This window comes from Acinetobacter lwoffii (assembly GCF_049367455.1).
GTDB lineage: Bacteria > Pseudomonadota > Gammaproteobacteria > Pseudomonadales > Moraxellaceae > Acinetobacter > Acinetobacter lwoffii_W.
This window is the reverse complement of the sequence record NZ_JBMPXW010000001.1, coordinates 2,745,897-2,771,123: the sequence shown is the minus strand read 5'-3', so window position 1 is coordinate 2,771,123 and position 25,227 is coordinate 2,745,897. Positions and strand designations below refer to the sequence as shown.

Sequence of the window (25,227 nt, the reverse complement as noted above, 5' to 3'; positions counted from 1 at the left end):
TTAGAACTAAAAAAGGCGTTTTCATAAACGCCTTTTTAAATATTAAATTTTCAATCTATTAATAATAAGTTTTGCTGCCGTGTGCATGCAGAAAGGCAGGAATCAAACCCGTCAATGCAGCACGAATATCAGCACGCTCATTGATTAACTGATGCGAACCCTCTTCTAGCATAAGCAAAGTCTGGAGTCTGAATTTACGTCGGATAAATTCGATATTATAACGCCAGTCCACAGTCTGATCCTGTGCACCCTGTGCTAGCCAGACTGGAATACGACAAGCCGGACGCGCTTCCATTTCCAGCATCCAGCGTGACATCGCTAAAATCCAGTCCATGCCCATCATTCGTGGTTGTAATGGATCTTTAAGCCGGATAAAACGCAGAAACTCCGGATTATGATTATTGCGTCTGAAATGCCGGGGAACTTCACGTTTGATTCGGCTAATAATGCCCAATCCGACCGAATTATGCCACCAGGCAGTTTTGGCGGGACGAATCAATGGTGATAATAGCAAGACCCGCTCAACAAAAGGATTTTCACGACGTTCTGCAAATTCCAGTAAATGGTGCATCCAGATCGCACCGCCGGTACTCTGCCCGATGCCAACCCAAGGTTTCGGTAATTGTGAGGCATGTTGCACATAACGATGTACGGCATGCAAAACCTGCTGATAATGATCAAAATTCTGAATGCTGGCAGGTGAACCATCACTCAGACCATGTCCAGGCAGATCATAGGTCAACACACTAAAACCCTGTTCTAAAAGCTCTTTGACAATCGGCTGATAAATGCCGCTATGTTCCAGATAACCATGCAACAGAAAAGCAGTTCCCTGAATCTTGTCAAAGCGGGTATTTTCCAGATTCGGTTCAAACACCTGTACATGCAACTTGAATAATGGCATCTGTACATAGCCCTGCCAGTGTTTGCAGTCCAGTAAATCAAAACCATAAAGCTTTCGATAGGACTGCAGATCAATCGGCGGTTCATCACTACGATTCAGGTTTAAAGGTGGCAAGAGTTGAGGCGTAACATCCCGACTCGGAATGGGTAAATCCAGCTGTTTCAGAATGGTGGGATTTAAAAATGGGATATCAGACATTATGGCACCTCCCGACAGTCACTGGATCCAAACCACATATCGCGCATGGTCGCCAACATTTCATAATTGGCACGACGACTGTGATCATAATTTTGTGCACTTGGACGCCATCGTGTCAATGGCGTTGGCATCGGCGCTTCTACCGGAATGGTTTGTATGCCATTTAACGCAAATAAACGGCGGGTACGCGGCATATGATAACGATCCGTAATCAGAATCACTGTAGGCGCTCCACCTTTCTTTTGTAATAATAATGAACTGAAACGGGTATTTTCACAGGTGTTCATGCTGCGATCTTCCAGTAATTTGGCATCGACACCATGATTTTTTAACCAGCGCTGCATATACGGCGCTTCGACCCCACTCAGAACAATCGGCAACTGATAATGTTTCTCTACTGCCAGCGTAGTTTCCAGACGTAGTCGCGTATAGTTATTGACGATGATCTCTTTGCCTTGGTCATCTAGGGTTAAGCCACCACCCAATACCACAATGGCATAAGGTTGGGAGCTATTCGCCGGTTTAGCCTGCTGTTGCTCTTGTAGTAAAGCCAAGTCCTGCTGGATTTCCTCTCCATCGGTTTCCTGTACCGAACTGGCTTCACCCTGCTCAAGTGGATGCGTCGTCAAAAACTCCATATATTGCTCAATGCGTTCCTTATTTTCACTACTGTCCCACTCCAGCAATTCCCGGACATTGGCTGTCGGATCGGCTGGTTCTGCTTCTTCCTGAGAGGACAATAAGGGCACCTGAGCAGGTGGACTTTGCTCTGCTTTTTGATCTTGCTGTTCGCGTTGATATTCTTCAATCACCTGCTGCAGTGCTTTATAACGTGCCTGAATCAGCATCAGGTTGGCCGAGTTATTTTGCTGGATATCCTGTTCCATGACCTTTAAATACGCCTGACGGGCAATCCATAAATCAGAGCCAGGTTCCAGATTTTCATGTTCGCTGAGTGCAGCCATTTTCTGGCTTTGAGCCGCGACTTCATTTAGCTCTAAGGAGACAAACTGGTTTAAGCCCTTGACGATCATTTTTGAGTAAAAAGGCGTATAAACCAACACCAGTAGACAGCCGCATAGCACAAACAGTCCAGTGACAATTTGTAGCAAACGTACCATCCAATGGGTGTTTTTCATGTTATTCCTCTTCCTGATGAGAACGGATCAAGCCATTTTTATCGAACAATACAGGTTCAGGCTCCAGCAATAGACTAAATTTTTCCCAAACTGACTGTTGTACTGCACGATACGTTTTACGGACATCGGTGAGAGAGGCCTGACCATAATTCACCAACACCAGCGCCTGTTTATGAAACATGCCGACAGGCCCCAACTGTTTACCCTTCCAGCCCGCCTGATCAATCAACCAGCCTGCTGCCAGTTTAACTTGAGCATTCGTTTGCTGGTAATGGGGTAAATTCGGGAAAGATACAGCAATTTGGTCAAAGACCGCCTGATCAACCACCGGATTTTTAAAGAAGCTGCCCACGTTGGGAAATTCTTGTGGATCAGGCAATTTACTCTGGCGAATCTGGATGACCTGTTGCTGCAAGTTTTCTGCTGTGAGCTGATCACCGACCGCAGTCTTCAGATCACCATAATTCAGTTTCAAATCTGGCTGTTTAAGTAATCTAAAAATCACATGGGTAATCACATAACGATTAGGATCATCTTTAAAAATACTATGCCGATAGGCAAATTGGCAATCTGCTGCGCCAATCGAAGCAAACTGTTTCAACTGACGGTCATAGACCTCAACTGAATCGATAAACTCGCCAACTTCGACGCCATAAGCGCCAATATTCTGTACTGGCGAAGCACCGACACGTCCAGGAATCAGGGCCAAATTTTGTAAACCATACAGACCTTGTGCTGTAGTCCAGAGCACGAAGTCATGCCAGCCTTGTCCGCCGCCTACACGTAAACGTTGCGACTGATCATCAGCATCCAGCATTTCAATGCCTTGAATATCCATATGCAGAACTAGCGCATCAATCTGCTCCGGCAACAACATATTACTGCCGCCTGACAGGATCAGCAAATTGAGTTGCTGCTGTTCCGCAAAATCCAGTGCAGTTAGCAGATCAGCGGTGGATTGAATCTGAGCATAGTGCGAAGCAACTGCTTCTAAATTTAAGGTATTAAAAGGTTTAAGTTGAACCTGGGTTTGAATCTGCATCGCTTAAACCTTGTGTAAATTCTGTTTAAAAATCTCAATCCAGGCCTGGCTGCTGGACTCACACTGATCAAGCACCCGTTCAAAGCCATCCGCTTCGCCATAATAGGGATCCGGTAAGGCCTGTTTCGGATAGGTCTGATCATGTTCACTCATCAATGCCACACGTGCACGTACATGACCAAACTGAGTTTCTGCCAGACGCTGTATGTTCTGGATATTGGATAAATTCTCCAGATCCATCGCCAGAATCAGATCATAATCAATAAAATCATGCGGAATAAGTTGACGTGCGCGAAGTGCTGAAAGGTCATAGCCACGTTTCAGCGCATGCTGCTGGCTACGCAAGTCCGGTGCCTTGCCCGGATGATAATTACTGGTTCCGGCAGAATCGACCACAATATTCAGTTGCTGTTCATCACAATAATGTCTGAGTACAACTTCTGCCGTGGGAGAGCGGCAAATATTTCCCAAACAAACACATAACACCTTGTATGGCGTTCTGGATGACATAAACAACCTCAGAGCTACTTTATTTTAAGGATTCTTATGTTAAGTTATTTATATACTGATTCCTATCTTACAACCATAGAATAATCTCGTATTTGCAATAAAAAAATCAAGGATATCGCCATGAATCGTTTTCAGTTTCAAACCGTCCCCAATATCATTGCCGGACTAGGCACGATTCAGGAATTATTTAAAATTCTAAAAAATGGCCGTTATCGCCGTCTTCTACTGGTGACTGACCCGGGTATGCTGAAGGAGCAATTACATCTGCCGATTCTGGATATTATTGAATCTGCCGGACTGGAGTATGTGATTTACTCGGATGTTCAGGCCGATCCGCCCGATACAGTGGTGCTTGAAGCGGTGGCTTTTGCAAAACAGGAAAATATTGATGTGGTGCTGGGCTTTGGTGGTGGCAGCTCGATGGATGTGGCCAAACTCATTGCAATTTTGGCGCATCCTGAACAGCATCAGACATTGTCTGATCTGTATGGCGTTGATAATGCCACCGGACCGCGTTTAGCTTTAATTCTGGTACCAACTACGGCTGGAACAGGTTCAGAAGTGACGCCGATTTCGATTGTCACCACAGGTGAAACCACTAAAACCGGTATTGTGGCACCGATCCTTTTTGCAGATATTGCCATTCTGGATGCAACATTTACCCAGAATCTTCCAGCACAGATCACTGCCGCCACCGGCATTGATGCCATGGTACATGCCATTGAAGCCTATACCTCAAAACACAAGAAAAATCCTTATTCGGATATGCTGGCCAAACAGGCTTTAAGATTACTGAATGCCAATCTGCAACGTGTACTGCAAAACGGTCATGATTTAGATGCCCGCCAAAATATGCTGGTCGGTTCCATGCTGGCCGGACAAGCCTTTGCCAATGCACCAGTCGCTGCCGTACATGCGCTGGCTTATCCACTGGGTGGACATTTTCATCTTTCGCATGGGCATAGCAATGCACTGGTTCTAACTGAAGTATTAAAGTTTAATGCGCCAGCGGCCAAACAGCTCTATGCGGAATTGATGACCTGGCTGGATCCCCGTAGTAAAGGTTGCCATGATGGCCTGACCGATCTGTTTATTGATCATTTTAATAATCATCTGATGCAAAGCGGTTTGACTCTAAAACTAAATCAGTTGAATGTTCCAGAACATATACTGCAGGTGATGGCAGAAGATGCGATGCAACAAAGCCGGCTGTTGCAGAATAATCCACGTGAACTCAAGGTGGAGGATGCTTATCAGATTTATCAGGCGATCTATTCCTAGATCAATTTCCACCTAAGCCTTATCTAGCTGAGGACTGAATAGTGATGAAAGCCACCATCAAACAGCGTGAACACTATACTTTTTTCCTGCCCATTCAAACCCGTTGGGCAGACAATGATCTGTACGGCCATGTCAACAATGTGACTTATTACAGTTATTTTGATACCGCCGCCAATGCCCTGCTGATTCAGGAAGCTGCTTTTGACCCAAAATATTCACCCATGATTGGACTGGTCGTCAGCTCCAACTGTCAGTTTAATCAGGAACTGTCTTATCCGGAAATTATTGAAGTGGGCGTAGCCATTGAAAGCATGGGAAATTCATCGCTCAGCTATGATCTGGCTATTTTTAAACGCAACTCGGATACAGCCGCTGCACAAGGCAATTTTGTCCATGTATTTGTCGATCGTGAGACACGAAAAAGCACCCCGATTCCAGTTGAAATGCGGGATGCTTTATCTCGATTTGTTGTGACTTAACATCCAGCCTATTTCAGCTGAATATTTTGCAGTTCACCGTCAAACTGCTGTAGCAGATCACGTACGGCCGGTTCAGCATGTAACAATTCTTCGGCACGTTTAAAGGCACGTGCCTTACGCTGATGCTGCATGGTATATGGTGTTAACTGGTCCACATTTTCAAATTTCACCTGGAAGTTAGTTTGCGGCCATTGCTGTTGCAAAGCAGCTTCCAGATTATGTTGCAACTGGGTCAGCAACTGCTGGTACTGTTCAGGAATATGGAAAACGGATTCTCCATTCATCTGGCCAGTCATGACGCCATACTGTGCCAGTTCCTGTACCGCTGGAGAAAGTTGGCTATTACGGAACCAGTATTCCCATTTTTCTACGCTCCACTCGCCTTCTAAGGTTTGCTCAGGTATTTTTAAAATATCCTGTGGCATCAGATTCTGCGTATTTACATCTTGGGAAATATCTTCCAGCAAAGCTGTCTGTGCAACTGGCTGAACCGACGCTGTATTTTCAAGAGCAGGCTGATCGGTTGTTTCCTGTGAAAGCTCTATTTCCGGTGCAGCAAGACTAAATTCCTCATCAGCAGACATGGTCTCTTGTACTGGCTCAGCAGGAATGACGGCATCTGCAGGAATAAACTCTTCAAGCAGGAAATCATCCGAACTGTTGCTAGTAGCCGGTGCTTCTGGCGTACTCTCGATTTCATCAAAACCAAATAGGCCTTTATCATCATTTGGATCAAAAACAATTTGATCACTAGACTGCACTTCTTCAATGGTGGTCTGAATTACTACGGGCTGGACAGATTCAGGTGCAGTGATGCTGGTTGGCTCTTCTTCATCGAGAAAATCATCCGAAGAAGGCCCAGACGCTGATGCAACATCAATCTCCTCATCTGTCCCATCGTCCAGAGAGAAATCATCAAATACCGGTTCTGCCTCCAATGATTGTGTTTCTATTGATTCAGATTGAAGTTGTGTCTGAACAGGTGGCTGTAGACGTGTTGTATGGGTTGTTGCCTGTTGCGATGCAGTCTCCTGCATTACTGGAATTTCACTTGGTTGTAATGGACGGAAAGCCAGTAAGCGTAGCACCGTCATCTCAAAGCCTTGTTCCTGCGTAACTGCAAGCTGTAAATCGGCACGACCCTTATAGGCAATCTGATAATAAAGTTGCAGATCCTGAGCAGAAATCAGACCGGATAATTGCATAATTTTTTGATTGATCTCAGCACTATATTTCAGACTCAGATCTGGCAGGTACTGCAATAAGGCTAGTTCATGCAACGTCGAAATCAACTGATCGAGCACTAGTGACACATCCAGAGCTTGCTGACGGAACTGTAGCAATAACTGACTGACATGCGCTTTCTGGTTCTGGTGAATCGCCAGAATCAGGTCATAAATAATGGTGCGGTCAATCAGACCGAGCATGTCTTTGACATCCTGATGCTGAATCACACCCTGACCATAGGCAATCGCCTGATCGGTCAGAGACAAGGCATCACGCAGAGAACCTTGCGCAGATTCAGCAATCTGCCAGATCGCATCCTGATCAGACTGAATGCTTTCTTTGCTAAGAATATTGCCCAGATGTTCGGTAATTTCATCGACTGCCAATGGACGCAAAGTAAATTGCAGACAGCGAGAAATTACGGTAATTGGCAGTTTTTGCGGATCAGTGGTTGCAAACAGAAATTTGACATGTTCTGGCGGTTCTTCCAGCGTCTTTAACAGCGCATTGAAAGAATGCGTGGACAGCATGTGCACTTCATCGATCAGGTAGACCTTAAAGCGGCCTTGAGTCGGTGCATAAGGAACATTGTCGAGCAGCTCGCGGGTATCTTCGACCTTGGTGCGTGATGCTGCATCGATTTCGATTAAATCAATAAAACGACCTTCATTGACTGCGGTACAGGTCGCACAGACCTCACAAGGCGTCGAGGTAATACCGGTCTCGCAGTTCAAGCACTTCGCCAAAATACGTGCAATCGTGGTTTTTCCGACACCACGCGTTCCCGTAAACAAATAGGCATGATGCAAACGGCCACGTTCGAGCGCGCTGGTTAAAGCACGTGATACATGGTTTTGCCCCACCAATTCATTAAAATTACGAGGACGGTATTTTCGCGCAAGTACTTGATACATGTATGCTCCTTTTTACAGGTCTAAGCATACTGTTTTTTTATAAAATAGTGAAATGAATGCCGGTTTATAAAGAATAAAAATCCCTTGATCAAAATCATTGAAAAAGGGATATAAAACAGATGCTTTTTTAAAATTAGACCGATTCAAACAGGATAAAGTCACTTTGCATTTGGTAGCGTTTGCCTGTTTGATCTTCACGAATTTCCAAAACATGCTTTTTCAGATCGACATAGAGCAGATTTCGGGTATCGACATTCAGTAGTTCAATCTTTTGTTGTGATTCATCCTGAAACCGAATCTGCCCGCTCATCGTTTCAATTTCATTATGTCCACTTAAACTTTCACGCTGTAAAGTAAAGGTCTGATCTTCATTCAAGGTCAAGGCCACTGCCATGCCTGGACAATCTTCACAACTTGAAAAACATCCCATACATGGCGTCGTGCCCTGATAACTCCCGACCCAGGCAGGAATCTGAGCTTTGGCTTCCATCACCGTTTTTGCAGCCGGCTGATTCGGATCCTGACATCCGAACAACGCACTGCTTGCGACCAAAGGAATCACCAGCACTTTTTTCATTACTTCACACCATAGCCATGGACTGCGCGACAAAATAGCATATTTGTCTGACGGGCTAAACTCCCAAATCAGGGATATTTAGCGCCAGCCTTTGCGGCCGGTCAGTACCGCATCCGCACAGCGCAAGGTTTCCTGCGTCAGGCCCCAAAGACGGTAATCTCCGGTTAATGAACCTGTCGGGAAATTATGCGTATAGGCAAAACTTAAATTCCGTTCAGGGTCACACCAGGCACCAGAGCCATTAAAGCCCATATGACCAAAACCTTTAGAGGCTTTTCCTAAAGTGAGAACACGGTGGTAACCCAAGCGCCAGTGCATCGGTAAAGGCATGACCCGATCTCTTGTTTTGTATTGCACCTGACTAAGTCGCTGGAATACCTCCTGCGAGATCAGTTGCTGTCCTTGCCATTCACCACGACTGGCCAGCATGGCATAGATTTTTGCCAGACTCTCTGCGGTAAATACTCCATTAGCAGACGGAATAATGGCCTGTAGACCCTCATGACTAAAGAAACTAAAGTTCTTCATGCCCTTAGGAATCATGGCATCCTGAAAATCCTGTGGACTCTGACCACTCCATACCAATGCTCGTTCCATCAGGCTGGGTTGCCTTGACACAGTTTTTTTCGCAGTTTGTGTTTGAGACTTAGTTGTTTTAGGCTTTAAAATAGGTAAGGCCACCCGAGCTAACTCATGCGTCGGTACGCTAAAATAAGCACCATTTAACTGTAGTGGCTGTACCAGATATTCCTGCATCAGTTCACCCAGTTTTTTACCAGTCGCTTTTTCCAGTACACCACCTACTTGCCAGCCAAAAGTCAGCGGTTGGTAAGCAGCATCGGTTGCAACCTGAAATCGTGGTTCAGCTGCCGCAATCCGGTCCAGCATCTGTGACCAGTCGGCCATTTCAGTGGCATCATCAATGAGATTACGGATATCAAACAGTCCGCTTTGATGACTGAGCATATGCGCCAGAGTAATATTTTCTTTACCCTTTTGTGCAAATTCAGGCCAGTATTCTGCAACCGGTCGATCATAATCCAGATAACCTTGACTCACCAGAATGTGCGCCAAAGTCGCTAGCACACCTTTGCCTGTGGAGTAACACAGCGACATGGTATCGGGTTGCCAATTTTCAGTTAAAGATTTTTTACCGGTATAAATATCAACGACTTTCTGTCCTTCAAAATACACTACCAGAGCAGCACCACCCTGTTCGGTACGTGCATCCTGCAAACGGCTAAACTGACGGGCAAGATCGCTAAAATGCTCATCGACATTGCCCTGATAATTGTGCTGATCAGCAAACAGATAATCTTTAATTGGCTGCATCATTCTATCCATAGAATATTGATCCCTTAAAATGAAAAAGCCTAAATCGGGTTTAGGCTTTTGATTCAGATTTAAATCGCTTTAATATGACCGGTGACATGCGGTTTTTGATTCTTACTGTTTCGAATCAGGAAATCTGTCTCATTCGCTGCCTGTGCCGTCAGGAACTCGACTTTAGATGGCAAGTACATCGGCAACTTGAACCAAACATCAGCTTCATAGGCATCTGGCAATGACAGATTCGCCAGTGCTTTGGCCTTGCTCCACATACCATGTGCAATTGCCTGTTTAAAGCCAAAGGCTTTCGCTGTGACTGCATGAATATGGATCAGGTTAAAATCACCTGAGGTCATGGCATAACGGCGACCAGTATTTTCCGAGATGTTCCATTCATTATTGAGTGTATATTCTGGTGCTTGGCTTTCTGCAGGTTTGGCAGCAGCTTTAGCATTGGTCTTTTGACGTGACAGATAAGTCGTCAATGCTTCAACTACGACCTCGTCTCCCACTTTGACTGTAGTAATGAAATCAAACTGCACGCCTTTATCGTGCGGCTGCAATTCGCCAAACTTACATGACAGCGTCAAAGTCTCATTCACACCGACTTTACGGTATTGCTTGACTTGATTGCGGATATGTACCAAACCCAAAATCGGAAACGGAAATGCTTCTGAAGTCATCATGTGCATTTGCAGACTTTGTGAAAGCACCGTCAGATAGATTGCTGGAATATAACCATTATTTTTAAAGCCGCAGACTTCATTATAAGCTTTAAGATGTTTTTGATCGACCTTGAATGAATCCACCACATATTCAACTTGCGGTAGAACTTTTTCAGCTTTCGGCTTTTTAAAAATCAAGCCTTGAATCACTTTTGGATAGGCTAAATAAGGTTTTGGAAGTTGACTAAAATGGCGCGTATTCATACTGAACCTTTGGAAATTTTATTATTTCAATTTGTCTAAAAGCGCCTTCTCTTGCACCATATATGGCTCAGGGAGAAGGCTGGGATGAGGGTCAATTCATCCCCTTTTTAATTTAATTTTTACCTCTCCCTAACCCTCTCCATTAAAGGAGAGGGATATCTCCCCCTTTTCAAAGGGGGATTTAGGGGGATTTTAAATTAAGCCCCTAAAAGACTTTGACCACATACACGTATCACGTTGCCATTTAAACCTGTTGATGCAGTAGCAGCAAACATTGCAATCGTTTCTGCAACATCGACAGGTAGACCGCCTTGACTCATCGAATTCATACGGCGGCCCGCTTCACGGATCGCAAATGGAATCGCAGCCGTCATTTGTGTTTCGATAAAGCCCGGTGCAACGGCATTAATGGTTATACCATTTTTTAAAGTTGGTGCTGTGAATTTCACCACACCAATCACACCCGCTTTAGACGCTGCATAGTTGGTTTGACCCAGGTTACCTGCAATCCCTGAAATTGAGGATACACAGATAATACGGCCATTGGCATTTAGACCATCGTGGGAAATTAAATAATCATTCACGCGTTCTATTGCAGACAAGTTGATATTAATCACCAGATCCCACAGCTCAGGCTTCATATTGGCCAAGGTCTTGTCACGGGTAATTCCGGCATTATGTACAATAATATCCAGACCACCATGCTCAACTGCCGCTGCCTTGATCTTTTCACCTGCATCTGCAGCTGTAATGTCAATAGCCAAGGTAGAACCGCCGATCTCACTAGCTACACGATCAAGGTCAGCCTGCTGTTGTAGAACATCCAGACAGATGACATGTGCGCCATCACGTGCCAATACATGGGCAATCGCTTCACCAATACCACGGCTTGCGCCTGTCACAACCGCAGTTTTACCCGCTAATGGCTTGGTCCAGTCTACGTCTACTTTTTCAGCTGGTGAAACACGGATCACCTGACCAGAAACATAGGCAGAACGCGGCGAAATCGTAAAACGTAATGCAGATTCAAGATTTGCTTCAGCACCTGCATCGACATAGATCAGGTTTGCTGCGATACCTTTTTTGAATTCTTTAGCCACTGATTTCACGAAACCTTCCAGTGCACGTTGAGCAATCGCCTGGCTCACCGATTTTGCTGTTTCAGGTGTAGTCCCCACAATCACCACACGGCCCGAACTCTGGATCTGACGTGCAATCGGGTTAAAGAAATCATAAAGTGATTTTAACTGTTCTGAATTTTCGATCCCTGAAGCATCAAAAATAACGACCTTGAATTTTGATTCTTTATCGCCCGGGTTAAATGCACCCAGATTCAGCCCGGATGCTGCAGCCGCCTGTTGCAACTCAGCATTATTACCTGCATAGCTGTTGGCATGAATATTTGCCAGAACCTGAGCAATAGCACCCGTCAATGGACTTGCTGGTGCTGCACCCAATAATACTGCGCCTTTTACCACTGGCGTAGCAGACTCAAAACGGTCTAAAGAAGTTGGGGATGGCAGACCCAAATTTTTAATGACAAATTTACCAATAGGAGATTTTGCAAAAGTTTGGTACTGATCAGTCATGTTTATTATCTCTCATACAAATTAATTTTTGGTTGATCTAAAGTTATCCTTAAACTTCAATATGATGCCAGACACATATATTTCAATAGATCCGCCAGATTCCGCCCAATCATACTTGAGATAACAGGCAGATGACTTGACCTGAGCGCAGTCTGTAATGTCATTGTAGTCAATACAGCCTATCCTCTTCTATGCTAATGTAAACACCAAGAAGACGATCTATTTGCCTGGTAAAGCCTTATGAGCAAAACAACTCAAGAAAATCCAGCAGTCGAGAACTCTGCGACAGAAACTGTGTCAAAACCATCAACGCGCGCTAAGCGTAGCACTAAAAATACTGACACAGCCACTGGGACAGAAAAAAGTCCGACTAAAACCACGCGTACACGGAGCACACCTGCCCGTGCCAAAAATACGACTTCATCTGAAAAAGATTCAACCTCTACAACACAGACTTCTGTTCTACAGGAACCAAACATGAGCCAAAATACAGTTCGCCGCGTTGCGATTATCGGTGGTAACCGCATTCCATTTGCACGTTCTAATGGTGCTTACTTTACGGCATCCAATACTGACATGTTTACAGCAACCCTGAACGGCCTAGTTGAACGCTTTAATCTGCAAGGTCAACGCTTAGGTGAAGTGGTTGCGGGTGCAGTACTGAAACACAGCCGTGACTTCAATATGACCCGTGAATGTGTACTAAATACTGCCCTTGCACCTGAAACGCCTGCTTATGACATCCAGCAGGCATGTGGTACTGGTTTGCAAGCGGCATTTCTTGTTGCCAACAAGATTGCTTTAGGTCAAATCGAAGTAGGCATTGCAGGTGGTGTAGATACGACTTCTGATGCACCGATTGCTTTTGGTGACGGTTTACGTAAAGCATTACTTGAGCTAAACATTGCGAAAACTGCAAAAGACCGTTTGAAAGCACTGACCAAAATCAATGTGAAAGACCTTATGGATGCACCAAAAAATGGTGAGCCGCGTACAGGTCTGTCTATGGGTGATCATCAGGCGATTACTACACTGGAATGGGGAATTTCCCGTGAAGCACAGGATGAACTTGCTGCATCTTCACACCAGAAAATGGCTGCAGCGTATGAAGAAGGTTTCTTTGATGACCTGATCACACCATTCTTGGGTCTTCAACGTGACAATAACCTGCGTGCGGACTCAAGTGTTGAAAAACTGGCGAAATTAAAGCCGGCCTTTGGTAAGGGCGATGCCCGTACCATGACTGCGGGTAACTCTACGCCGCTAACAGATGGTGCTTCTTGCGTGCTCTTGGCTTCTGAAGAATGGGCGAAGGCAAATGGTCATGAAGTATTGGCTTACCTGACTTTCCAGGAAACTGCTGCAGTTGACTTTGTCGAGAAAAAAGAAGGCCTGTTGATGGCGCCTGCTTATGCAGTACCACGTATGCTAGAGCGTGCCGGTCTGAAACTGCAAGACTTCGACTATTATGAAATTCATGAAGCTTTTGCATCTCAAGTATTGTCTACGCTGAAAGCTTGGGAAGATCCGAAATTCTGTAAAGAGCGTTTAGGTTTAGACGCTCCACTGGGTTCAATTGACCGTGCCAAACTGAACGTGAAAGGTTCATCACTTGCTGCCGGTCACCCGTTTGCAGCAACTGGCGGTCGTATCATTGCGACAGCAGCAAAACTGATTAACCAGAAAGGTTCAGGCCGCGTACTGGTGTCGATCTGTGCAGCCGGTGGTCAAGGTGTAACGGCGATTATTGAAAAATAATCCGTTGACCGATCTAATTAAAAAGCCCCTCAAATGAGTAATGCCAGTCAGTTAAGCAGACATTAGAAAAATGTAGTAAAAATGAGTGTATGCCAATACGCTCATTTTTTTTATGACTTTATCTGAAAATTTAGATTGCACCCTTCAACATTCTTTGCCTTCACTCAGCCATTTCAGTGAACTCATTGATTTAAACTGGATTAAAGAAAGCCTACATCAAACAGGTAAGGCTTCTATCAGGAGAAGAAAATTACCTGCCGAACATGTGGTATGGCTGGTAATTGGGCTTGCCCTATTTCGAGATCAACCGATCGGGTATGTCGTAGAGCAACTAAAACTTGTGTTTGGTACAACAGAATATTGTGTCCCCAGTGCAGCAGTGCAAGCACGACAACGTTTAGGACGAGAGCCCTTGAATACCTTGTTTTCTCTACTCAGCCAAGCCTGGTTTGAAGAATCCCAACAGCAATACTCAAACTTTCATGGCCTTAGTGTATGTGCTGTTGACGGGGTGGTTTGGTCTATGCCTTATACAGACGAGAATTTTGAACACTTTGGCTCATCTAAGGGTAAAACCGCTGCAGCCCCTTATCCACAAGTGAGAGCAACCTGCCTGGTAAATACCAGCACCCATGAAATCATTGATGCCCAAATAGGTAGCATGGATCAGGGTGAACTTACACTGGCAAATCGATTATGTCCTCCATCGCATAGTATTACCTTGTTTGATCGAGCCTATTTCTCTGCTGATTTCTTGATTGACTGGCAAACACGAGTAGAAGCCAGTCATTGGTTAATGAGAGCAAAAGATAATTTACGCTATGAGATCATTAAACGTAATTCCCCGCATGACTTTCAAATCAAAATGCCTCTTTCAGCTAGAGCCAGGAAGCTAAATCCATCATTAGGAGAATATTGGGAAGCGCGTTTGATTGAAGTTGAGCAGGCAGGGAAAATTAGACGTTATATCACTTCATTAATGGATTCAAAGGCATATCCACTGATAGGCTTGGCGAAGCTTTATGCCCAGCGCTGGGAAATAGAAATGTGTTACCGAGAAATCAAAAGTGATTTACAGGAAGGCAAGCATTTGAGGAGCAAGCAACCTGATTTAATTTATCAAGAATTATGGGGGGTCTTCATTGCCTATAATATTCTAAGAAGACAAATGAAACATATGGCTCAACGAGCAAAAGTCAGTCCTTTGAGAATCAGCTTTCATATTGCATCTATCGGTATCCTGAATATATTAAGATTTGACTCTTTAGACTCCGCAGGGAATTTACCTAAACATCTAGAAAGTTTACTGGAGAAATCTAAGAGGTATGTGTTGCCTGAGAGGAGGGTTAGAAGTTGCCCACGAGTTGTGAAAGGAAAACCACAGAAATACCCAAGAAAATGCCAGTCAATTTCTTAACTGACTGGCATTACCTCAAATGAGGGGCTTTTTTATGACTTATTGATTTGGCATCGGGTTATTTTTAAAATACTCATCTACTTTATTCCATGGTGCAGTCGATGCCACGCCTTTCACCATATTCTGGTTCACACCCTGACAAAGTGCGCTGTCCGGCGTCAAGTGAAAAGCATTCACATTTGGGTCCATATAAGGAATTGAACCTGGACGGCGCTGGAAATAGAAGTTTAACCAATCGACCATAGCTTCAAAGCCATAATTCGACATGGCCCATGCACTATTATGCCCGCCCCAATGATGACCAAATTCATGTGCAACAATTCGATAGCCAGATAATCTGTAATGGCCATAGAACAACCATGTATCTACCCCCAAGACTGCACCCCCACCTAGACCACCGCCCATATTGGTAATACCAAGATTAATTTCATTGCGGTTAAGAATTTCCCGATAGATCCGGACATAATCTTCTGGCTGAAAGAAACCATTCGGTCCTTCTACCTGACCATGATTGCCAAAAAAATCGTGTCCCATGACTGCTTTATGGTTAAACCATAAGGTTTCAAATTCTGGAGTACTCAGCATATAGGCCAGATTGGTCATCATCATGACCCATTCCCGGGCATAGACCGGCGTAATACGACACCATTTGTTCGGTTCATCATAGGTACCGAAATAAATTTTCCATTTGGCTTTAATCTGGTTCAGCTTTTTGACGTGCTCATCAGTCTCAGAGCTAATTTTCAGATCAAAAATATTGCTTGGATTTTGCGTGGTCTGACTCAGACCTGCTAGCTGGATCGAGCCTGTGCCATCGAGCAACGGGAAACGGGATTGATCGGTCAACTTGAGATCAAAGCTGGCATTCGAAAATGGCGTCAACTGATCCAGCTTCGCCAGAATCACCCAGTCTTCTGAGTTTTTAATCTTGGCACGAATCTGCAAATCACGTACAGGGACAGCACTGTAGCTTTTCAAATGCAGGCGATTGCCATTTAGGGTTGCCGATAAAATCTTGTCCATATAGACATAACGCTGGCTGCTATTGGTCAAGGTTTCCCATGATTCACCATCCTGCAAGACACGGCTTCTCTCGCGTGCTTTAGATTCGGTTAAAATCATAGCTTGGTTTAGCTGGGTGGATTTATTCTGTTGCAGGGTCAGCATTGGCAGAATATAAATTTTCTGATTGGCCATGTGCAGCAAATTCTGACCATAAATATAAAGATCACTGGCCTTGGCCAGTTGGCTGCTCTGGTTTTGCCCTTTTAAAATATAATCTCGGAAGGTATCCACACTTTTATTGGGTAAGATAGACTCCAAGTTAAAAGATTTTTCCCGGTAGCTTTCTACAGTGCCATCATTCCGTGACACATAAACCAAGCCATCATTATGGCGATGCATGACTGCCGACAAATTGGTTTCTGTTAAAATGGGTGCAATATTATTTCCATTTTCCTGAATCTGATTGATATCGTGGACATAGGTCATACCATCCGGCAGGCTGGTATACAGATAATCACCTATGACTTCCATGCGTGCATTACAGTTGCGCGCACAGCCCGGCAAGCTGAGCCGTGCAAATTTCCGCGCTTTTAAATGGTTTTGCGCCGTTACATCACTTTGACGCCACACATTAATGCGGCCTTCAATATCAGGTACATAAACATAGCGATCGTCAGCAGTCACCGCATTGCTATGTACCAGCGCGTAATTAAGCGCATCGCCCCACCATACACCTGTGCCGAGTGCCATAATGAAGTTCGGTTGCTCGCTATTAATATCTAAAACATCAATTCGGTTCGAGCCATAATTGGCCACATACAAACGCCCTGCTTGAATTTCCAGATCATTCAGGCTATCCCATTTTCTGGCCAGACCCGAAATTTTCGTAGGATCAATCGCACTGAGTGCACGTTTTTGTTTTAAGTCATAACGCAAAATATTCGATTCTGCCTGGCTGTTGGCAATATAAAGAACATCGCCCTCTACCACCATGGCGGTGGGATTCCAGGTTTTCAGACCAAAATTCCCTGCTATTAATTCTGAACCCACATCCAGAACCTTAAATTCCGCAATTTTGCTCAGTTGCTCACCCGAACCGGGGGGTGTCACTGGATCCGGCAGCGTCTGCTGTGGCGTACTGCTCTCACCTCCTCCACCCCCACAACCCCACATCAGCAACACGATGGACACTGACAAGATCGCTCGTCTAAATAGCATTGAATTCCCCAATAAATTTAAAAATTAAAATAAAAAATCAAAGTCTTATAGCTTAATTTTCAGTTGGGTTCGAGCATAAAAAATGAGGACTTGATCAAGTCCTCATCGCTGAATATTTCACCTTTCGCATTCTGAAAAGGGAGTCTGAACTGTGTGGTATTTTTTATGGCGTATTTTATGATGAGATTTTCCGATAATCCGGCTGTAGCCCCAGTCTGGCTTCTAGATGATCATAAACCCACTGAAAAATAAAGGTATATAGGAGAATACAAAGGGTTAGAGCTAAGTCCAGCAAAAAGGCCTGAGCCAGACTCATGTGTAAGGCATAAGCCACCATCGGAATGGTCGCCAGCATCAAACCGCCTTCAAAGCCAATTGCATGAGCAATTCGCACTTTAATGGTTCTTTTCAAATGATGTCTGGCTTCAAACTTTTCAAAATAGTGATTAAACAACATGTTCCAGAGTACTGAGGTCAGAGCCATGGCAATTCCTAGCATACCTGTGACCTCAAGCGGCATATGCATCAAAGTACTTAGCAGGACAGCGATCACGACCAGTAAAATGCCTTCATATAAAGCGGCATGAATCAACCTTCTTTTGGAAATTAACATATCAAATCAGCTCAATTCATTACATGATGCAAGAATTTTATTTCTTTAAATCTGACTATTCGAGTTAGAATCTATCAATAAAAATGAAAGATAAAATTATGAATGTTAATCAAGAACAGCTACTGATGTTTAAAACTGTGATGGAAACCGGTTCTTTCTCTGCGGCTGCCCGTCAACTAGGTAAAGTACCTTCCGCAGTCAGCATGGCCATTGCCAATCTGGAAATTGACCTGAATCTAGAACTGTTTCAGCGTATAGGTCGTGAACCAAAACCGACCGCACAGGCGCAGGTATTGTATGAAAAAACCCAGCAACTTCTGGTCGAAATGAATCAGTGGAAACAGCATGCTCAAGCCCTAAGTTCAGGCCTGGAATCTGAACTGAATATTGTGGTGGTTTCAGAATTACTGCATACGCGTTGGACCGATTATATCGTGTTACTGGAACAGGAATTTCCTGCACTGCAAGTCAATGTATTTAGTGCACCTCAGGAAGATGCACATCGTATGCTGTTCGAAGGTTCAGCGCAGCTGGCCCTGATGTTTGAACGCGAACAACTGGAAACACGGGAACAGTTTGTGGAATTGAAACGTGAGGTACTGGTCGCTGTAATCGCCAAACAGCATCCCCTAAGTCAATTCGATCAAGTCAGTTATGAACAGATTTTGCAAAACAGGCAGATTGTGGTGGCCAGTCGGGATCGCACCATCAAGCCGGAACTACTCTTTTCACGAAATTACTGGCGCACCGACAATCATCATTCGGCTTGCAGCATGATTCAGCAAGGACTGGGCTGGGGGGTTCTGCCACTCGAAATGCTGAATGAGCAGCCACATTTGCAAGATCAGTTACAGGTTCTCAACCTGCTCGATTTCACCCCAAAGTTTGAATATTTTGTTGATCTGGTCTGGAGCAGAGAAACCCGATTAGGCACAGCTGCTCATTTTTTGATTAATCACTTGCGCAAACAACGTAAAACCGGGCATTAATCACAGAAATTCAACGACAGTCTACTTGGTAAACCGGCCATTTATGATATATAAGAAAGCATAAGCAATAACCATAGAACTAGATCGTAATGACATTAACTGCATTAAACCAATTAAAAAACTTGACGACCATTGTGGCAGACAGCAGTGATTTGAGTGCCATTGAAAAATTTCGTCCGCTTGATGCAACCACCAATCCATCGCTGATTACTGCAGCAGCAAAACAACCTGAAAATCAGGCCTTGATTGAAGCTGCTTTTCAGCAAGCCCAGCAAGAAGGCTATGCAGATGACGCTCTGATTGAACGGACTATTGATATTTTAACGGTCAAATTTGGTGTAGAAATCTTAAAACTGATTGAAGGTCGTGTTTCAACGGAAGTCGATGCTTCGCTGTCCTTTAATACTGAAGCTACCATTGCCAAAGCCAAAGAGTTACTGGCACTTTATGCGCAATATGGAATTGACTCAGACCGCATTCTGATCAAGATCGCGTCTACCTGGGAAGGCATTCAGGCAGCGAAAGCACTGGAAGAACAAGGCATTCATACCAATCTGACTTTATTGTTTGGTCAGCATCAGGCCCATGCCTGTGCTGATGCCAAAGTAACATTAATCTCGCCTTTTGTCGGCCGTATTCTGGACTGGTACAAAAAAGCTGAAGGCGTTGAGTCTTACCCGATTGAAAAAGATCCGGGTGTACTTTCGGTTAAGCGTATTTATGAATTTTATAAAGCGCATGGTATTCAGACTGAAATCATGGGTGCCAGCTTCCGCAGTATTGATCAGGTTCTAGGCTTGAGCGGCTGTGACCTGCTCACGGTAGCACCAAACCTGCTGGCCGAACTGGAAAATGATCAGCGTGAAGTGCAGGCCCAACTCTCAGCCAAAGATATTAAAGTTCAAGGTGAACTCAGCCCAATCAGCCCTGCCGATTTTGAAGCACAACTGAAACAGGATCCGATGGCCAGTGAATTATTGCAAGGCGGCATTGACGGTTTCATTAAAGCCCGTGAGCAACTGGCTGCTTTATTACGTGAAACTTTCCTGAGTACCACTGAGATTTAAAGAAAATTTAGCAAATTTCTCCAAGCCGATGTTGCTATAATGCCGCATCGGCTTTTTTGTTCATGCGAGTTTTCGTGTTTGGTATCACAGATCTAACGACCTTTATCATTGGAACCACGTTGATTGTGCTACTGCCCGGGCCGAATTCCCTGTATGTCATGTCGATTGCTTCGCGCTTTGGGATTAAGACGGGATATATGGGTGCCTTGGGGGTATATACAGGCGACCTGATCCTGATTATATGTACGGCATTGGGAGCAGCTTCTTTACTACATGCCTTCCCGGTACTGTTTATTGCACTGAAAATTATCGGAGCGATCTATCTCAGTTACTTGGGTATCAAGCTAATCATTGCGGCCTACCAGACTTTCTTTCCGGAAAAGTCATCACAACGCGTCCAGATTAAAAAAACATCTTCCGATACTACTGAATCAATTCAGCCCTTTCGTACCGCACTTACGATTAGCATCTTAAATCCCAAAGCGATTCTGTTTTATCTGTCTTTTTTTGTGCAGTTTGTCGATCCTGCCTATCCTTATCCTGCCCTGACGTTCACGCTACTGGCTCTGATCCTGCAATTGATCAGTATGACCTATCTGTCAATCCTGATTTTTTCTGGTGTAAAACTGGCGTCCTATTTCAATCAAAATTATAAAGTGACTGCCAGCTGTGTCGCGGCGGTCGGGATTCTATTTTGTGGTTTTGGCCTTAAACTGGCGACTTCAACTTTCTAGTATTGACCGGCTTCAAGCCAGCAGACCTCTGGATAAAATTGTTAAAAACATTGTGTTGATACGTGAAAAGCGTATGATTTAAACGCATTTAAAAATAGTGTCATGGATGATGCCAAAACTTTTACAAGATCTCTCCTTTCCTGCCGTCATGGCCGGTTTTATTACCTGCATGATTGGTATTAGTGTTTCCGCCGTACTGGTCATTGAAGCCGCTCAAAGCCTAGGTGCTAATCAGGCACAAATTAGCTCCTGGTTATGGGCACTGGGTATAGGTATTGGAGTTTCTGGATTTTTGCTTTCCTGGAAATATCGTTATCCGATTTCAACCGCCTGGTCGACTGCCGGTCTGGCACTGGTCATTGCTTCTGCCGGTCACTATAGTCTGGGTGAAGCAATTGGCGCTTTTCTGATTTCTGGCATCCTGATTGCCTGTCTGGGATTTTTTGGAATTTTCGAGCGAATTTTCCAGTTTATTCCACAAAGTTTGACCAGTGCCATGCTGGCAGGTGTTTTATTAAAATTTGGCATCTCGGTCTTTGGCAGTCTGCAACAGTCCTGGGAATTCGTGCTTTGTGTACTGGCGATTTATCTGGTTTCCAAAAAACTGAGTACGCGCTATAGCATCGTGATTACCGTGTTAATGGCTATTGCCCTCTGTCCGTTCTTTATTAATTTTACTATTCCGCAGCTGAACTGGAGTATTGCCCAGCCGGTATGGATTACACCTGAATTTAGCCTGCAAGCTGTTTTAGGACTGGCCTTACCTTTAATGGTGATTAATCTGGCATCGCAATACCTGCCTGGCTTGGCCATCATCAAAAGTTATGGTTATCCGCCGAAAGTAAATTCTATTCTAGGCTGGACGGGTATTACACAGACGATGCTGGCGCCCTTTGGCTGTTTTAGTGTCAATCTTGCCGCAATCAGTGCGGCGGTCAGCCTGGATGTCCAAGCGCATCCTGATCCGGCCAAACGTTATATTGCCGGTATGAGCTGCGGCCTATTTTATATCCTGATGGGTTTTTTTGCTGCGACCTTGACCAGTGTACTAATGGCTTTTCCGGGGATTCTGATTACAGTATTGGCAGGCATTGCCCTGTTTGGCACCATTGGCCACAATATCGCGCTGGCTTTTCAGGACAGTCATGACCGTGAAGCAGCACTGATGACATTCCTGTTTAGTGCCTCTAATATTCAGTTTTTCGGTATTGGTTCAGCTTTCTGGGGACTGCTACTTGGTTTGACGGTTTATTTGCTGTTTAAGCTTAAACCGCAAGTGGCGTAAGCTTATTGTAGAAATGAGGCAATTACTTTTGCTGCCTTTTTAATGCCCGGCAGTTTGGGAAAACAGGTTAATCACCACCACACCGGAAATGATCAGTGCAATCCCGATAAAAGCGGGCACATCCAGCGCCTGCTTAAAGATTACATAGCCTACGATTGCCGTAAGAACGATGCCTACTACCGCCCAGATCGCATATGCAATGCCTAAGGGGATTACTTTAATGACCTGAGACAGCAAATAAAACGCAATACAGAATAAAACGACTACCGCCAGAGATGGCCATAATCGGGTAAAGCCTTCTGACTTCACCAAAAATGTTGATCCAGTCACTTCGGCAATAATAGCCAACGCCAACAACAAATATGCCCATGAGACAGGATTCATTTTTTAAACTCCAAACTATTTTTCAATGATTGCTGTGGGGACGATCTGACATGATCAACCTTGAGAGATTCATTTTGCACCGTTTTCTCTTCAAGGTGAAAGCTGATGTAAAAAATCCAGGGTTTTGACAAAGGTTTGCTGACTTTCCTTTTTTCCCATAAAAAACTGATATTCATGAATGAGCCAGGCCTTAGACTCTGGATAAAATATTTCAGTCACAGCAACCTGCTGTTCCTTCAAAGCTTTTACAAATGGTAGTGACTGAGTATCGGTCAAAAAATCCTTATTCCCACCACTGATCAGGACAGGTGGATAAGACGGCGTAATATACTGAATCGGAGAAATCTGCTTTAAAAATGCGGCATCATGTTTACGCTCGCCGGTATAAGCCTGAATCAGGTTAAAGACACCCCATTCGATAATTTTCATTTCTTCAGGTGCTTTGCTGGCAAATGCTTCCAAGTCATAAATTCCACAATGCAAGATTAAACCTTTAAGCTGAGCAGGTTGCAGATGAGGCTGAATACCAGATTGGTCGGCAAATACAGGATTGGTCAAAAGCGCGGCGTAATGGCTGGCCATATTCGCCCCGGCAGAATCTCCGGCCAGATATAAGTTCTGGGCATCGATTTGGTAGGTGTCTGCATAGGTATCGAGAAATTCAAGTGCCTGATTGATCTGGTGTAACTGGCTTGGATAGGTCGCTTGTGGCGCAAACTGATATTGCACGGATACCACATTATAGCCCTGTGCCGCCAGCAGCTTGAAATAACCCCGTGCATGTTCTTTAGAACCTGAAATCCAGCCGCCGCCATGAATCCAGACAATGGTCGGTCTTGGTCCAATACTGGCAATATTCTGCGGCTGATACAGATCCAGAGATAATTTCTGCTGTGGCGCATAGGTAATATTTTGCTGGACGATAACCGCACCAGGCGCATAACGATCCATCACTTTTTGCTGCAAGCCTGTGGTCAGGTTAAAAGCACCGGCAATGACTTTACTGTTCTGTGCGGTCTGACAGCCGGAAAGAATAACTGAACCTATGAGCAAAAGATGAATGGCAAAAAACCTCAAAACTGTCCCCTATACATGATCTAAAAACAGGCTACGGCAGTTTAAACCATCCTGCTGTAAACGAGGACTATTCATCCTCTTATTTTTGATCATTAAAACTGTAAATCCGAGTTTTTTACTCTGTTTTTTTTATCACTTTTACATGAAAAATATTTGTAATTTAATGAGTTTTTTCAATTTTACCGCTTTTTTGCAATTGCACCCGCCACAGCACTGTGCTATCAATAAACCAAGCCTAAAAATCAGACAACCTGCGGAGAAAAGCCATGGCCTATCAACATATTTTAGTCCCAGTGGACGGTTCAGAAATTTCCTTTTCTGCAGTACGACATGCTGCCAAAATTGCCAAGGCATTCGGTAGTCAGCTTTCCCTGATCAGCCTGATCGCAGAAGATCCTTTTACCGAGGCTGATTTTTATTACAGCTCCTCTATCATGAAGGAATATTTTATCGAGGCACATGCCAATGCCAAAAAGGCCTTGAAAGAAGCCACTGCCATCGCAGCCGGTGAAGGTATTGAAGCGCAATCCCGCATTGTAACAGGTTTAGTCAATGCAGAACATATTGCTGAAACCGCGGGTGAGGTGAAAGCCGACCTGATCGTCATGGGTTCTCATGGCCGTAAAGGCTTCCAGAAAATGATTCTGGGCAGCTTTGCACAAGATGTATTGGGTGCGAGTGAAATTCCCGTACTGATCGTGAAAAAATAATCCTGATGCTGCGCATCTTCAAGATGCGCAGTACTTGCTACTTTTACATTTGAACCTCTAGCAAAACATGCTGTGGAGATTTACTCGCTTAAACCACACTCCCCCTTTACTGCAATAATAAATATGAGGAAGCACCATGAATAACTATGATCATCTTCTCGTAGCACTCGATGAGTCCTCGATTTCCTATGCTGCCGCAGATCATGCCCTGGAACTGGCCAAAGTATTTCATAGCCATGTCACTTTACTCAGTGTGATTGCGGTGGATCCCTTTAAGGGCGTAGATTTTTACAAAGTTGCTCCTGCAGTCACAGAATATTTTATGCATGCAGAACAAAATGCGCTGGATCGTTTAAATGAACTGAAACTGAACTTTGTTCGTGATGGCATCCAGGTGACGACAAAAATCCTGCATGGCATGGCGCCGTCAGAAGGCATTATGCAGGCTGCAAATCAATCCCCGACCGATATGATCATTATGGGTTCACATGGTCGTAAGGGTCTGCAAAAACTCATGCTGGGCAGTGTCGCTCAGAATGTTCTGGCACTTTCCTCTATTCCAGTACTCATCGTCAGACAATAAGATGCTTGATCAAAGCCTGTATGATGCAGGCTTTTAGCGAAGTTTTTGATTTAACTCACTTAAGAAAATTTCAGCATCAAGCTGGCTTTGAAATACTTTTTTGTATTCTCCGACCTGCTGAATGGAATGCGGCGTATATTGAATGGAGATTTCAAGTAAGCCATTTTCAGGATTCTTGCTGACCTGTACGGCAATAATATGCTGGCTATTTAAATAAAAACCATCTTCAATTTTCACTAACATATCTTGGACAACCTCTAGTAAGCGAA

24 protein-coding genes are annotated in these 25,227 nt (G+C 44.4%); 10 read left to right on the top strand and 14 right to left on the bottom strand.

Annotation, left to right across the window (positions count from 1 at the left end; all coding sequences use genetic code 11):
- Positions 1 to 58 precede the first annotated feature (58 nt).
- The 4 genes from ACO1B7_RS13320 to ACO1B7_RS13305 are packed head-to-tail and all read right to left on the bottom strand — an operon-like array spanning position 59 to position 3,793.
- On the bottom strand, positions 59 to 1,102 hold the full coding sequence (locus ACO1B7_RS13320) for an alpha/beta hydrolase (RefSeq protein ID WP_004278806.1): 1,044 nt from the start codon (positions 1,100 to 1,102) through the stop codon (positions 59 to 61).
- The gene (locus ACO1B7_RS13315) at positions 1,102 to 2,241 is read right to left on the bottom strand and encodes a YdcF family protein (protein WP_004278807.1); all 1,140 of its coding nucleotides are present in this window, start codon (positions 2,239 to 2,241) and stop codon (positions 1,102 to 1,104) included. The genes ACO1B7_RS13320 and ACO1B7_RS13315 overlap by 1 nt, the downstream gene beginning before the upstream one ends.
- 1 nt (position 2,242) lies before the next feature.
- A complete protein-coding gene (gene murB / locus ACO1B7_RS13310) occupies positions 2,243 to 3,283 on the bottom strand; it encodes a UDP-N-acetylmuramate dehydrogenase (RefSeq protein ID WP_423090232.1) in 1,041 nt (346 codons plus the stop codon).
- A 3-nt stretch (positions 3,284 to 3,286) separates the two neighbouring features.
- The gene (locus ACO1B7_RS13305) at positions 3,287 to 3,793 is read right to left on the bottom strand and encodes a low molecular weight protein-tyrosine-phosphatase (protein ID WP_004278810.1); all 507 of its coding nucleotides are present in this window, start codon (positions 3,791 to 3,793) and stop codon (positions 3,287 to 3,289) included.
- Positions 3,794 to 3,913: 120 nt separating this feature from the next.
- Between ACO1B7_RS13305 and ACO1B7_RS13300 the strand changes: the two genes are divergently transcribed.
- Both ACO1B7_RS13300 and ACO1B7_RS13295 read left to right on the top strand, forming a co-directional pair.
- On the top strand, positions 3,914 to 5,074 hold the full coding sequence (locus ACO1B7_RS13300; RefSeq protein ID WP_004278811.1) for an iron-containing alcohol dehydrogenase: 1,161 nt from the start codon (positions 3,914 to 3,916) through the stop codon (positions 5,072 to 5,074).
- A gap of 44 nt (positions 5,075 to 5,118) precedes the next feature.
- Positions 5,119 to 5,553: an acyl-CoA thioesterase gene (locus ACO1B7_RS13295; protein ID WP_004645428.1), complete on the top strand. Its 435-nt coding sequence runs from the start codon at positions 5,119 to 5,121 to the stop codon at positions 5,551 to 5,553.
- Positions 5,554 to 5,561: 8 nt separating this feature from the next.
- Here ACO1B7_RS13295 and dnaX read toward each other — a convergent pair whose 3' ends face one another.
- From dnaX to ACO1B7_RS13270, 5 genes are all read right to left on the bottom strand, one after another.
- Positions 5,562 to 7,694, bottom strand: coding sequence for a DNA polymerase III subunit gamma/tau (gene dnaX / locus ACO1B7_RS13290; RefSeq protein WP_004278814.1), 2,133 nt, complete (start codon positions 7,692 to 7,694; stop codon positions 5,562 to 5,564).
- A gap of 133 nt (positions 7,695 to 7,827) precedes the next feature.
- Complete coding sequence (locus ACO1B7_RS13285) at positions 7,828 to 8,271, bottom strand: copper resistance protein NlpE N-terminal domain-containing protein (RefSeq protein WP_004278816.1); 444 nt, start codon at positions 8,269 to 8,271, stop codon at positions 7,828 to 7,830.
- Positions 8,272 to 8,349: 78 nt separating this feature from the next.
- Positions 8,350 to 9,615, bottom strand: coding sequence for a serine hydrolase domain-containing protein (locus tag ACO1B7_RS13280; protein WP_005103470.1), 1,266 nt, complete (start codon positions 9,613 to 9,615; stop codon positions 8,350 to 8,352).
- Between the two features lie 59 nt (positions 9,616 to 9,674).
- Positions 9,675 to 10,529 (bottom strand): MaoC family dehydratase, encoded by an 855-nt coding sequence (locus ACO1B7_RS13275; protein WP_004278819.1) that lies wholly within the window; start codon positions 10,527 to 10,529, stop codon positions 9,675 to 9,677.
- Between the two features lie 197 nt (positions 10,530 to 10,726).
- The gene (locus ACO1B7_RS13270) at positions 10,727 to 12,118 is read right to left on the bottom strand and encodes a 3-oxoacyl-ACP reductase (protein WP_004278820.1); all 1,392 of its coding nucleotides are present in this window, start codon (positions 12,116 to 12,118) and stop codon (positions 10,727 to 10,729) included.
- 240 nt (positions 12,119 to 12,358) lie between these two features.
- Between ACO1B7_RS13270 and ACO1B7_RS13265 the strand changes: the two genes are divergently transcribed.
- Both ACO1B7_RS13265 and ACO1B7_RS13260 read left to right on the top strand, forming a co-directional pair.
- Entirely contained in the window at positions 12,359 to 13,876 is a 1,518-nt protein-coding gene (locus ACO1B7_RS13265; protein ID WP_004278822.1) for an acetyl-CoA C-acetyltransferase, read from the top strand.
- 112 nt (positions 13,877 to 13,988) lie between these two features.
- Complete coding sequence (locus ACO1B7_RS13260; protein WP_004729329.1) at positions 13,989 to 15,293, top strand: IS4 family transposase; 1,305 nt, start codon at positions 13,989 to 13,991, stop codon at positions 15,291 to 15,293.
- 39 nt (positions 15,294 to 15,332) lie between these two features.
- Here the strand turns inward: ACO1B7_RS13260 and ACO1B7_RS13255 are convergent, their stop codons facing one another.
- Both ACO1B7_RS13255 and aceI read right to left on the bottom strand, forming a co-directional pair.
- Positions 15,333 to 17,516 carry an LVIVD repeat-containing protein gene (locus tag ACO1B7_RS13255; RefSeq protein WP_004731448.1) on the bottom strand — a complete coding sequence of 728 codons (2,184 nt, stop codon included), beginning with the start codon at positions 17,514 to 17,516 and terminating at the stop codon, positions 15,333 to 15,335.
- A 175-nt stretch (positions 17,517 to 17,691) separates the two neighbouring features.
- Positions 17,692 to 18,129 carry a chlorhexidine efflux PACE transporter AceI gene (gene aceI, locus ACO1B7_RS13250; RefSeq protein ID WP_004278825.1) on the bottom strand — a complete coding sequence of 146 codons (438 nt, stop codon included), beginning with the start codon at positions 18,127 to 18,129 and terminating at the stop codon, positions 17,692 to 17,694.
- 98 nt (positions 18,130 to 18,227) lie between these two features.
- Between aceI and aceR the strand changes: the two genes are divergently transcribed.
- From aceR to ACO1B7_RS13230, 4 genes are all read left to right on the top strand, one after another.
- Complete coding sequence (gene aceR, locus ACO1B7_RS13245; RefSeq protein WP_004278827.1) at positions 18,228 to 19,118, top strand: HTH-type transcriptional regulator AceR; 891 nt, start codon at positions 18,228 to 18,230, stop codon at positions 19,116 to 19,118.
- Positions 19,119 to 19,207: 89 nt separating this feature from the next.
- The gene (tal, locus tag ACO1B7_RS13240) at positions 19,208 to 20,185 is read left to right on the top strand and encodes a transaldolase (RefSeq protein ID WP_004645437.1); all 978 of its coding nucleotides are present in this window, start codon (positions 19,208 to 19,210) and stop codon (positions 20,183 to 20,185) included.
- Between the two features lie 74 nt (positions 20,186 to 20,259).
- The gene (leuE, locus tag ACO1B7_RS13235; protein WP_129716684.1) at positions 20,260 to 20,919 is read left to right on the top strand and encodes a leucine efflux protein LeuE; all 660 of its coding nucleotides are present in this window, start codon (positions 20,260 to 20,262) and stop codon (positions 20,917 to 20,919) included.
- A 109-nt stretch (positions 20,920 to 21,028) separates the two neighbouring features.
- Positions 21,029 to 22,204, top strand: coding sequence for a benzoate/H(+) symporter BenE family transporter (locus tag ACO1B7_RS13230; RefSeq protein WP_129716682.1), 1,176 nt, complete (start codon positions 21,029 to 21,031; stop codon positions 22,202 to 22,204).
- Positions 22,205 to 22,243: 39 nt separating this feature from the next.
- Here the strand turns inward: ACO1B7_RS13230 and ACO1B7_RS13225 are convergent, their stop codons facing one another.
- Positions 22,244 to 22,588 (bottom strand): SMR family transporter, encoded by a 345-nt coding sequence (locus ACO1B7_RS13225; protein ID WP_129716680.1) that lies wholly within the window; start codon positions 22,586 to 22,588, stop codon positions 22,244 to 22,246.
- Positions 22,589 to 22,678: 90 nt separating this feature from the next.
- Entirely contained in the window at positions 22,679 to 23,665 is a 987-nt protein-coding gene (locus ACO1B7_RS13220; protein WP_044109514.1) for an alpha/beta hydrolase, read from the bottom strand.
- A gap of 266 nt (positions 23,666 to 23,931) precedes the next feature.
- On the opposite strand from ACO1B7_RS13220, the gene ACO1B7_RS13215 reads away from it, so the two are divergent.
- Both ACO1B7_RS13215 and ACO1B7_RS13210 read left to right on the top strand, forming a co-directional pair.
- Complete coding sequence (locus tag ACO1B7_RS13215) at positions 23,932 to 24,375, top strand: universal stress protein (RefSeq protein ID WP_004278834.1); 444 nt, start codon at positions 23,932 to 23,934, stop codon at positions 24,373 to 24,375.
- A 136-nt stretch (positions 24,376 to 24,511) separates the two neighbouring features.
- The gene (locus ACO1B7_RS13210; RefSeq protein ID WP_423090231.1) at positions 24,512 to 24,958 is read left to right on the top strand and encodes a universal stress protein; all 447 of its coding nucleotides are present in this window, start codon (positions 24,512 to 24,514) and stop codon (positions 24,956 to 24,958) included.
- 33 nt (positions 24,959 to 24,991) lie between these two features.
- On the opposite strand, the gene ACO1B7_RS13205 is transcribed toward ACO1B7_RS13210, so the two are convergent.
- On the bottom strand, positions 24,992 to 25,201 hold the full coding sequence (locus ACO1B7_RS13205) for a hypothetical protein (RefSeq protein ID WP_129716674.1): 210 nt from the start codon (positions 25,199 to 25,201) through the stop codon (positions 24,992 to 24,994).
- Positions 25,202 to 25,227: the final 26 nt, after the last annotated feature.

Excerpts from the sequence above, each read along its gene's own strand:
- ACO1B7_RS13280 (WP_005103470.1), bottom strand. The coding sequence starts at position 9,615 with ATGGATAGAATGATGCAGCCAATTAAAGATTATCTGTTTGCTGATCAG.
- dnaX (WP_004278814.1), bottom strand. The coding sequence starts at position 7,694 with ATGTATCAAGTACTTGCGCGAAAATACCGTCCTCGTAATTTTAATGAA.
- ACO1B7_RS13305 (WP_004278810.1), bottom strand. The coding sequence starts at position 3,793 with ATGTCATCCAGAACGCCATACAAGGTGTTATGTGTTTGTTTGGGAAAT.
- aceI (WP_004278825.1), bottom strand. The coding sequence starts at position 18,129 with ATGTTAATTTCCAAAAGAAGGTTGATTCATGCCGCTTTATATGAAGGC.
- aceR (WP_004278827.1), top strand. The coding sequence starts at position 18,228 with ATGAATGTTAATCAAGAACAGCTACTGATGTTTAAAACTGTGATGGAA.
- ACO1B7_RS13320 (WP_004278806.1), bottom strand. The coding sequence starts at position 1,102 with ATGTCTGATATCCCATTTTTAAATCCCACCATTCTGAAACAGCTGGAT.
- ACO1B7_RS13285 (WP_004278816.1), bottom strand. The coding sequence starts at position 8,271 with ATGAAAAAAGTGCTGGTGATTCCTTTGGTCGCAAGCAGTGCGTTGTTC.
- tal (WP_004645437.1), top strand. The coding sequence starts at position 19,208 with ATGACATTAACTGCATTAAACCAATTAAAAAACTTGACGACCATTGTG.
- ACO1B7_RS13210 (WP_423090231.1), top strand. The coding sequence starts at position 24,512 with ATGAATAACTATGATCATCTTCTCGTAGCACTCGATGAGTCCTCGATT.
- ACO1B7_RS13260 (WP_004729329.1), top strand. The coding sequence starts at position 13,989 with ATGACTTTATCTGAAAATTTAGATTGCACCCTTCAACATTCTTTGCCT.
- ACO1B7_RS13275 (WP_004278819.1), bottom strand. The coding sequence starts at position 10,529 with ATGAATACGCGCCATTTTAGTCAACTTCCAAAACCTTATTTAGCCTAT.
- ACO1B7_RS13270 (WP_004278820.1), bottom strand. The coding sequence starts at position 12,118 with ATGACTGATCAGTACCAAACTTTTGCAAAATCTCCTATTGGTAAATTT.
- ACO1B7_RS13225 (WP_129716680.1), bottom strand. The coding sequence starts at position 22,588 with ATGAATCCTGTCTCATGGGCATATTTGTTGTTGGCGTTGGCTATTATT.
- ACO1B7_RS13205 (WP_129716674.1), bottom strand. The coding sequence starts at position 25,201 with ATGTTAGTGAAAATTGAAGATGGTTTTTATTTAAATAGCCAGCATATT.
- ACO1B7_RS13295 (WP_004645428.1), top strand. The coding sequence starts at position 5,119 with ATGAAAGCCACCATCAAACAGCGTGAACACTATACTTTTTTCCTGCCC.
- ACO1B7_RS13215 (WP_004278834.1), top strand. The coding sequence starts at position 23,932 with ATGGCCTATCAACATATTTTAGTCCCAGTGGACGGTTCAGAAATTTCC.
- ACO1B7_RS13315 (WP_004278807.1), bottom strand. The coding sequence starts at position 2,241 with ATGAAAAACACCCATTGGATGGTACGTTTGCTACAAATTGTCACTGGA.
- ACO1B7_RS13230 (WP_129716682.1), top strand. The coding sequence starts at position 21,029 with ATGCCAAAACTTTTACAAGATCTCTCCTTTCCTGCCGTCATGGCCGGT.
- murB (WP_423090232.1), bottom strand. The coding sequence starts at position 3,283 with ATGCAGATTCAAACCCAGGTTCAACTTAAACCTTTTAATACCTTAAAT.
- ACO1B7_RS13255 (WP_004731448.1), bottom strand. The coding sequence starts at position 17,516 with ATGCTATTTAGACGAGCGATCTTGTCAGTGTCCATCGTGTTGCTGATG.
- ACO1B7_RS13300 (WP_004278811.1), top strand. The coding sequence starts at position 3,914 with ATGAATCGTTTTCAGTTTCAAACCGTCCCCAATATCATTGCCGGACTA.
- ACO1B7_RS13265 (WP_004278822.1), top strand. The coding sequence starts at position 12,359 with ATGAGCAAAACAACTCAAGAAAATCCAGCAGTCGAGAACTCTGCGACA.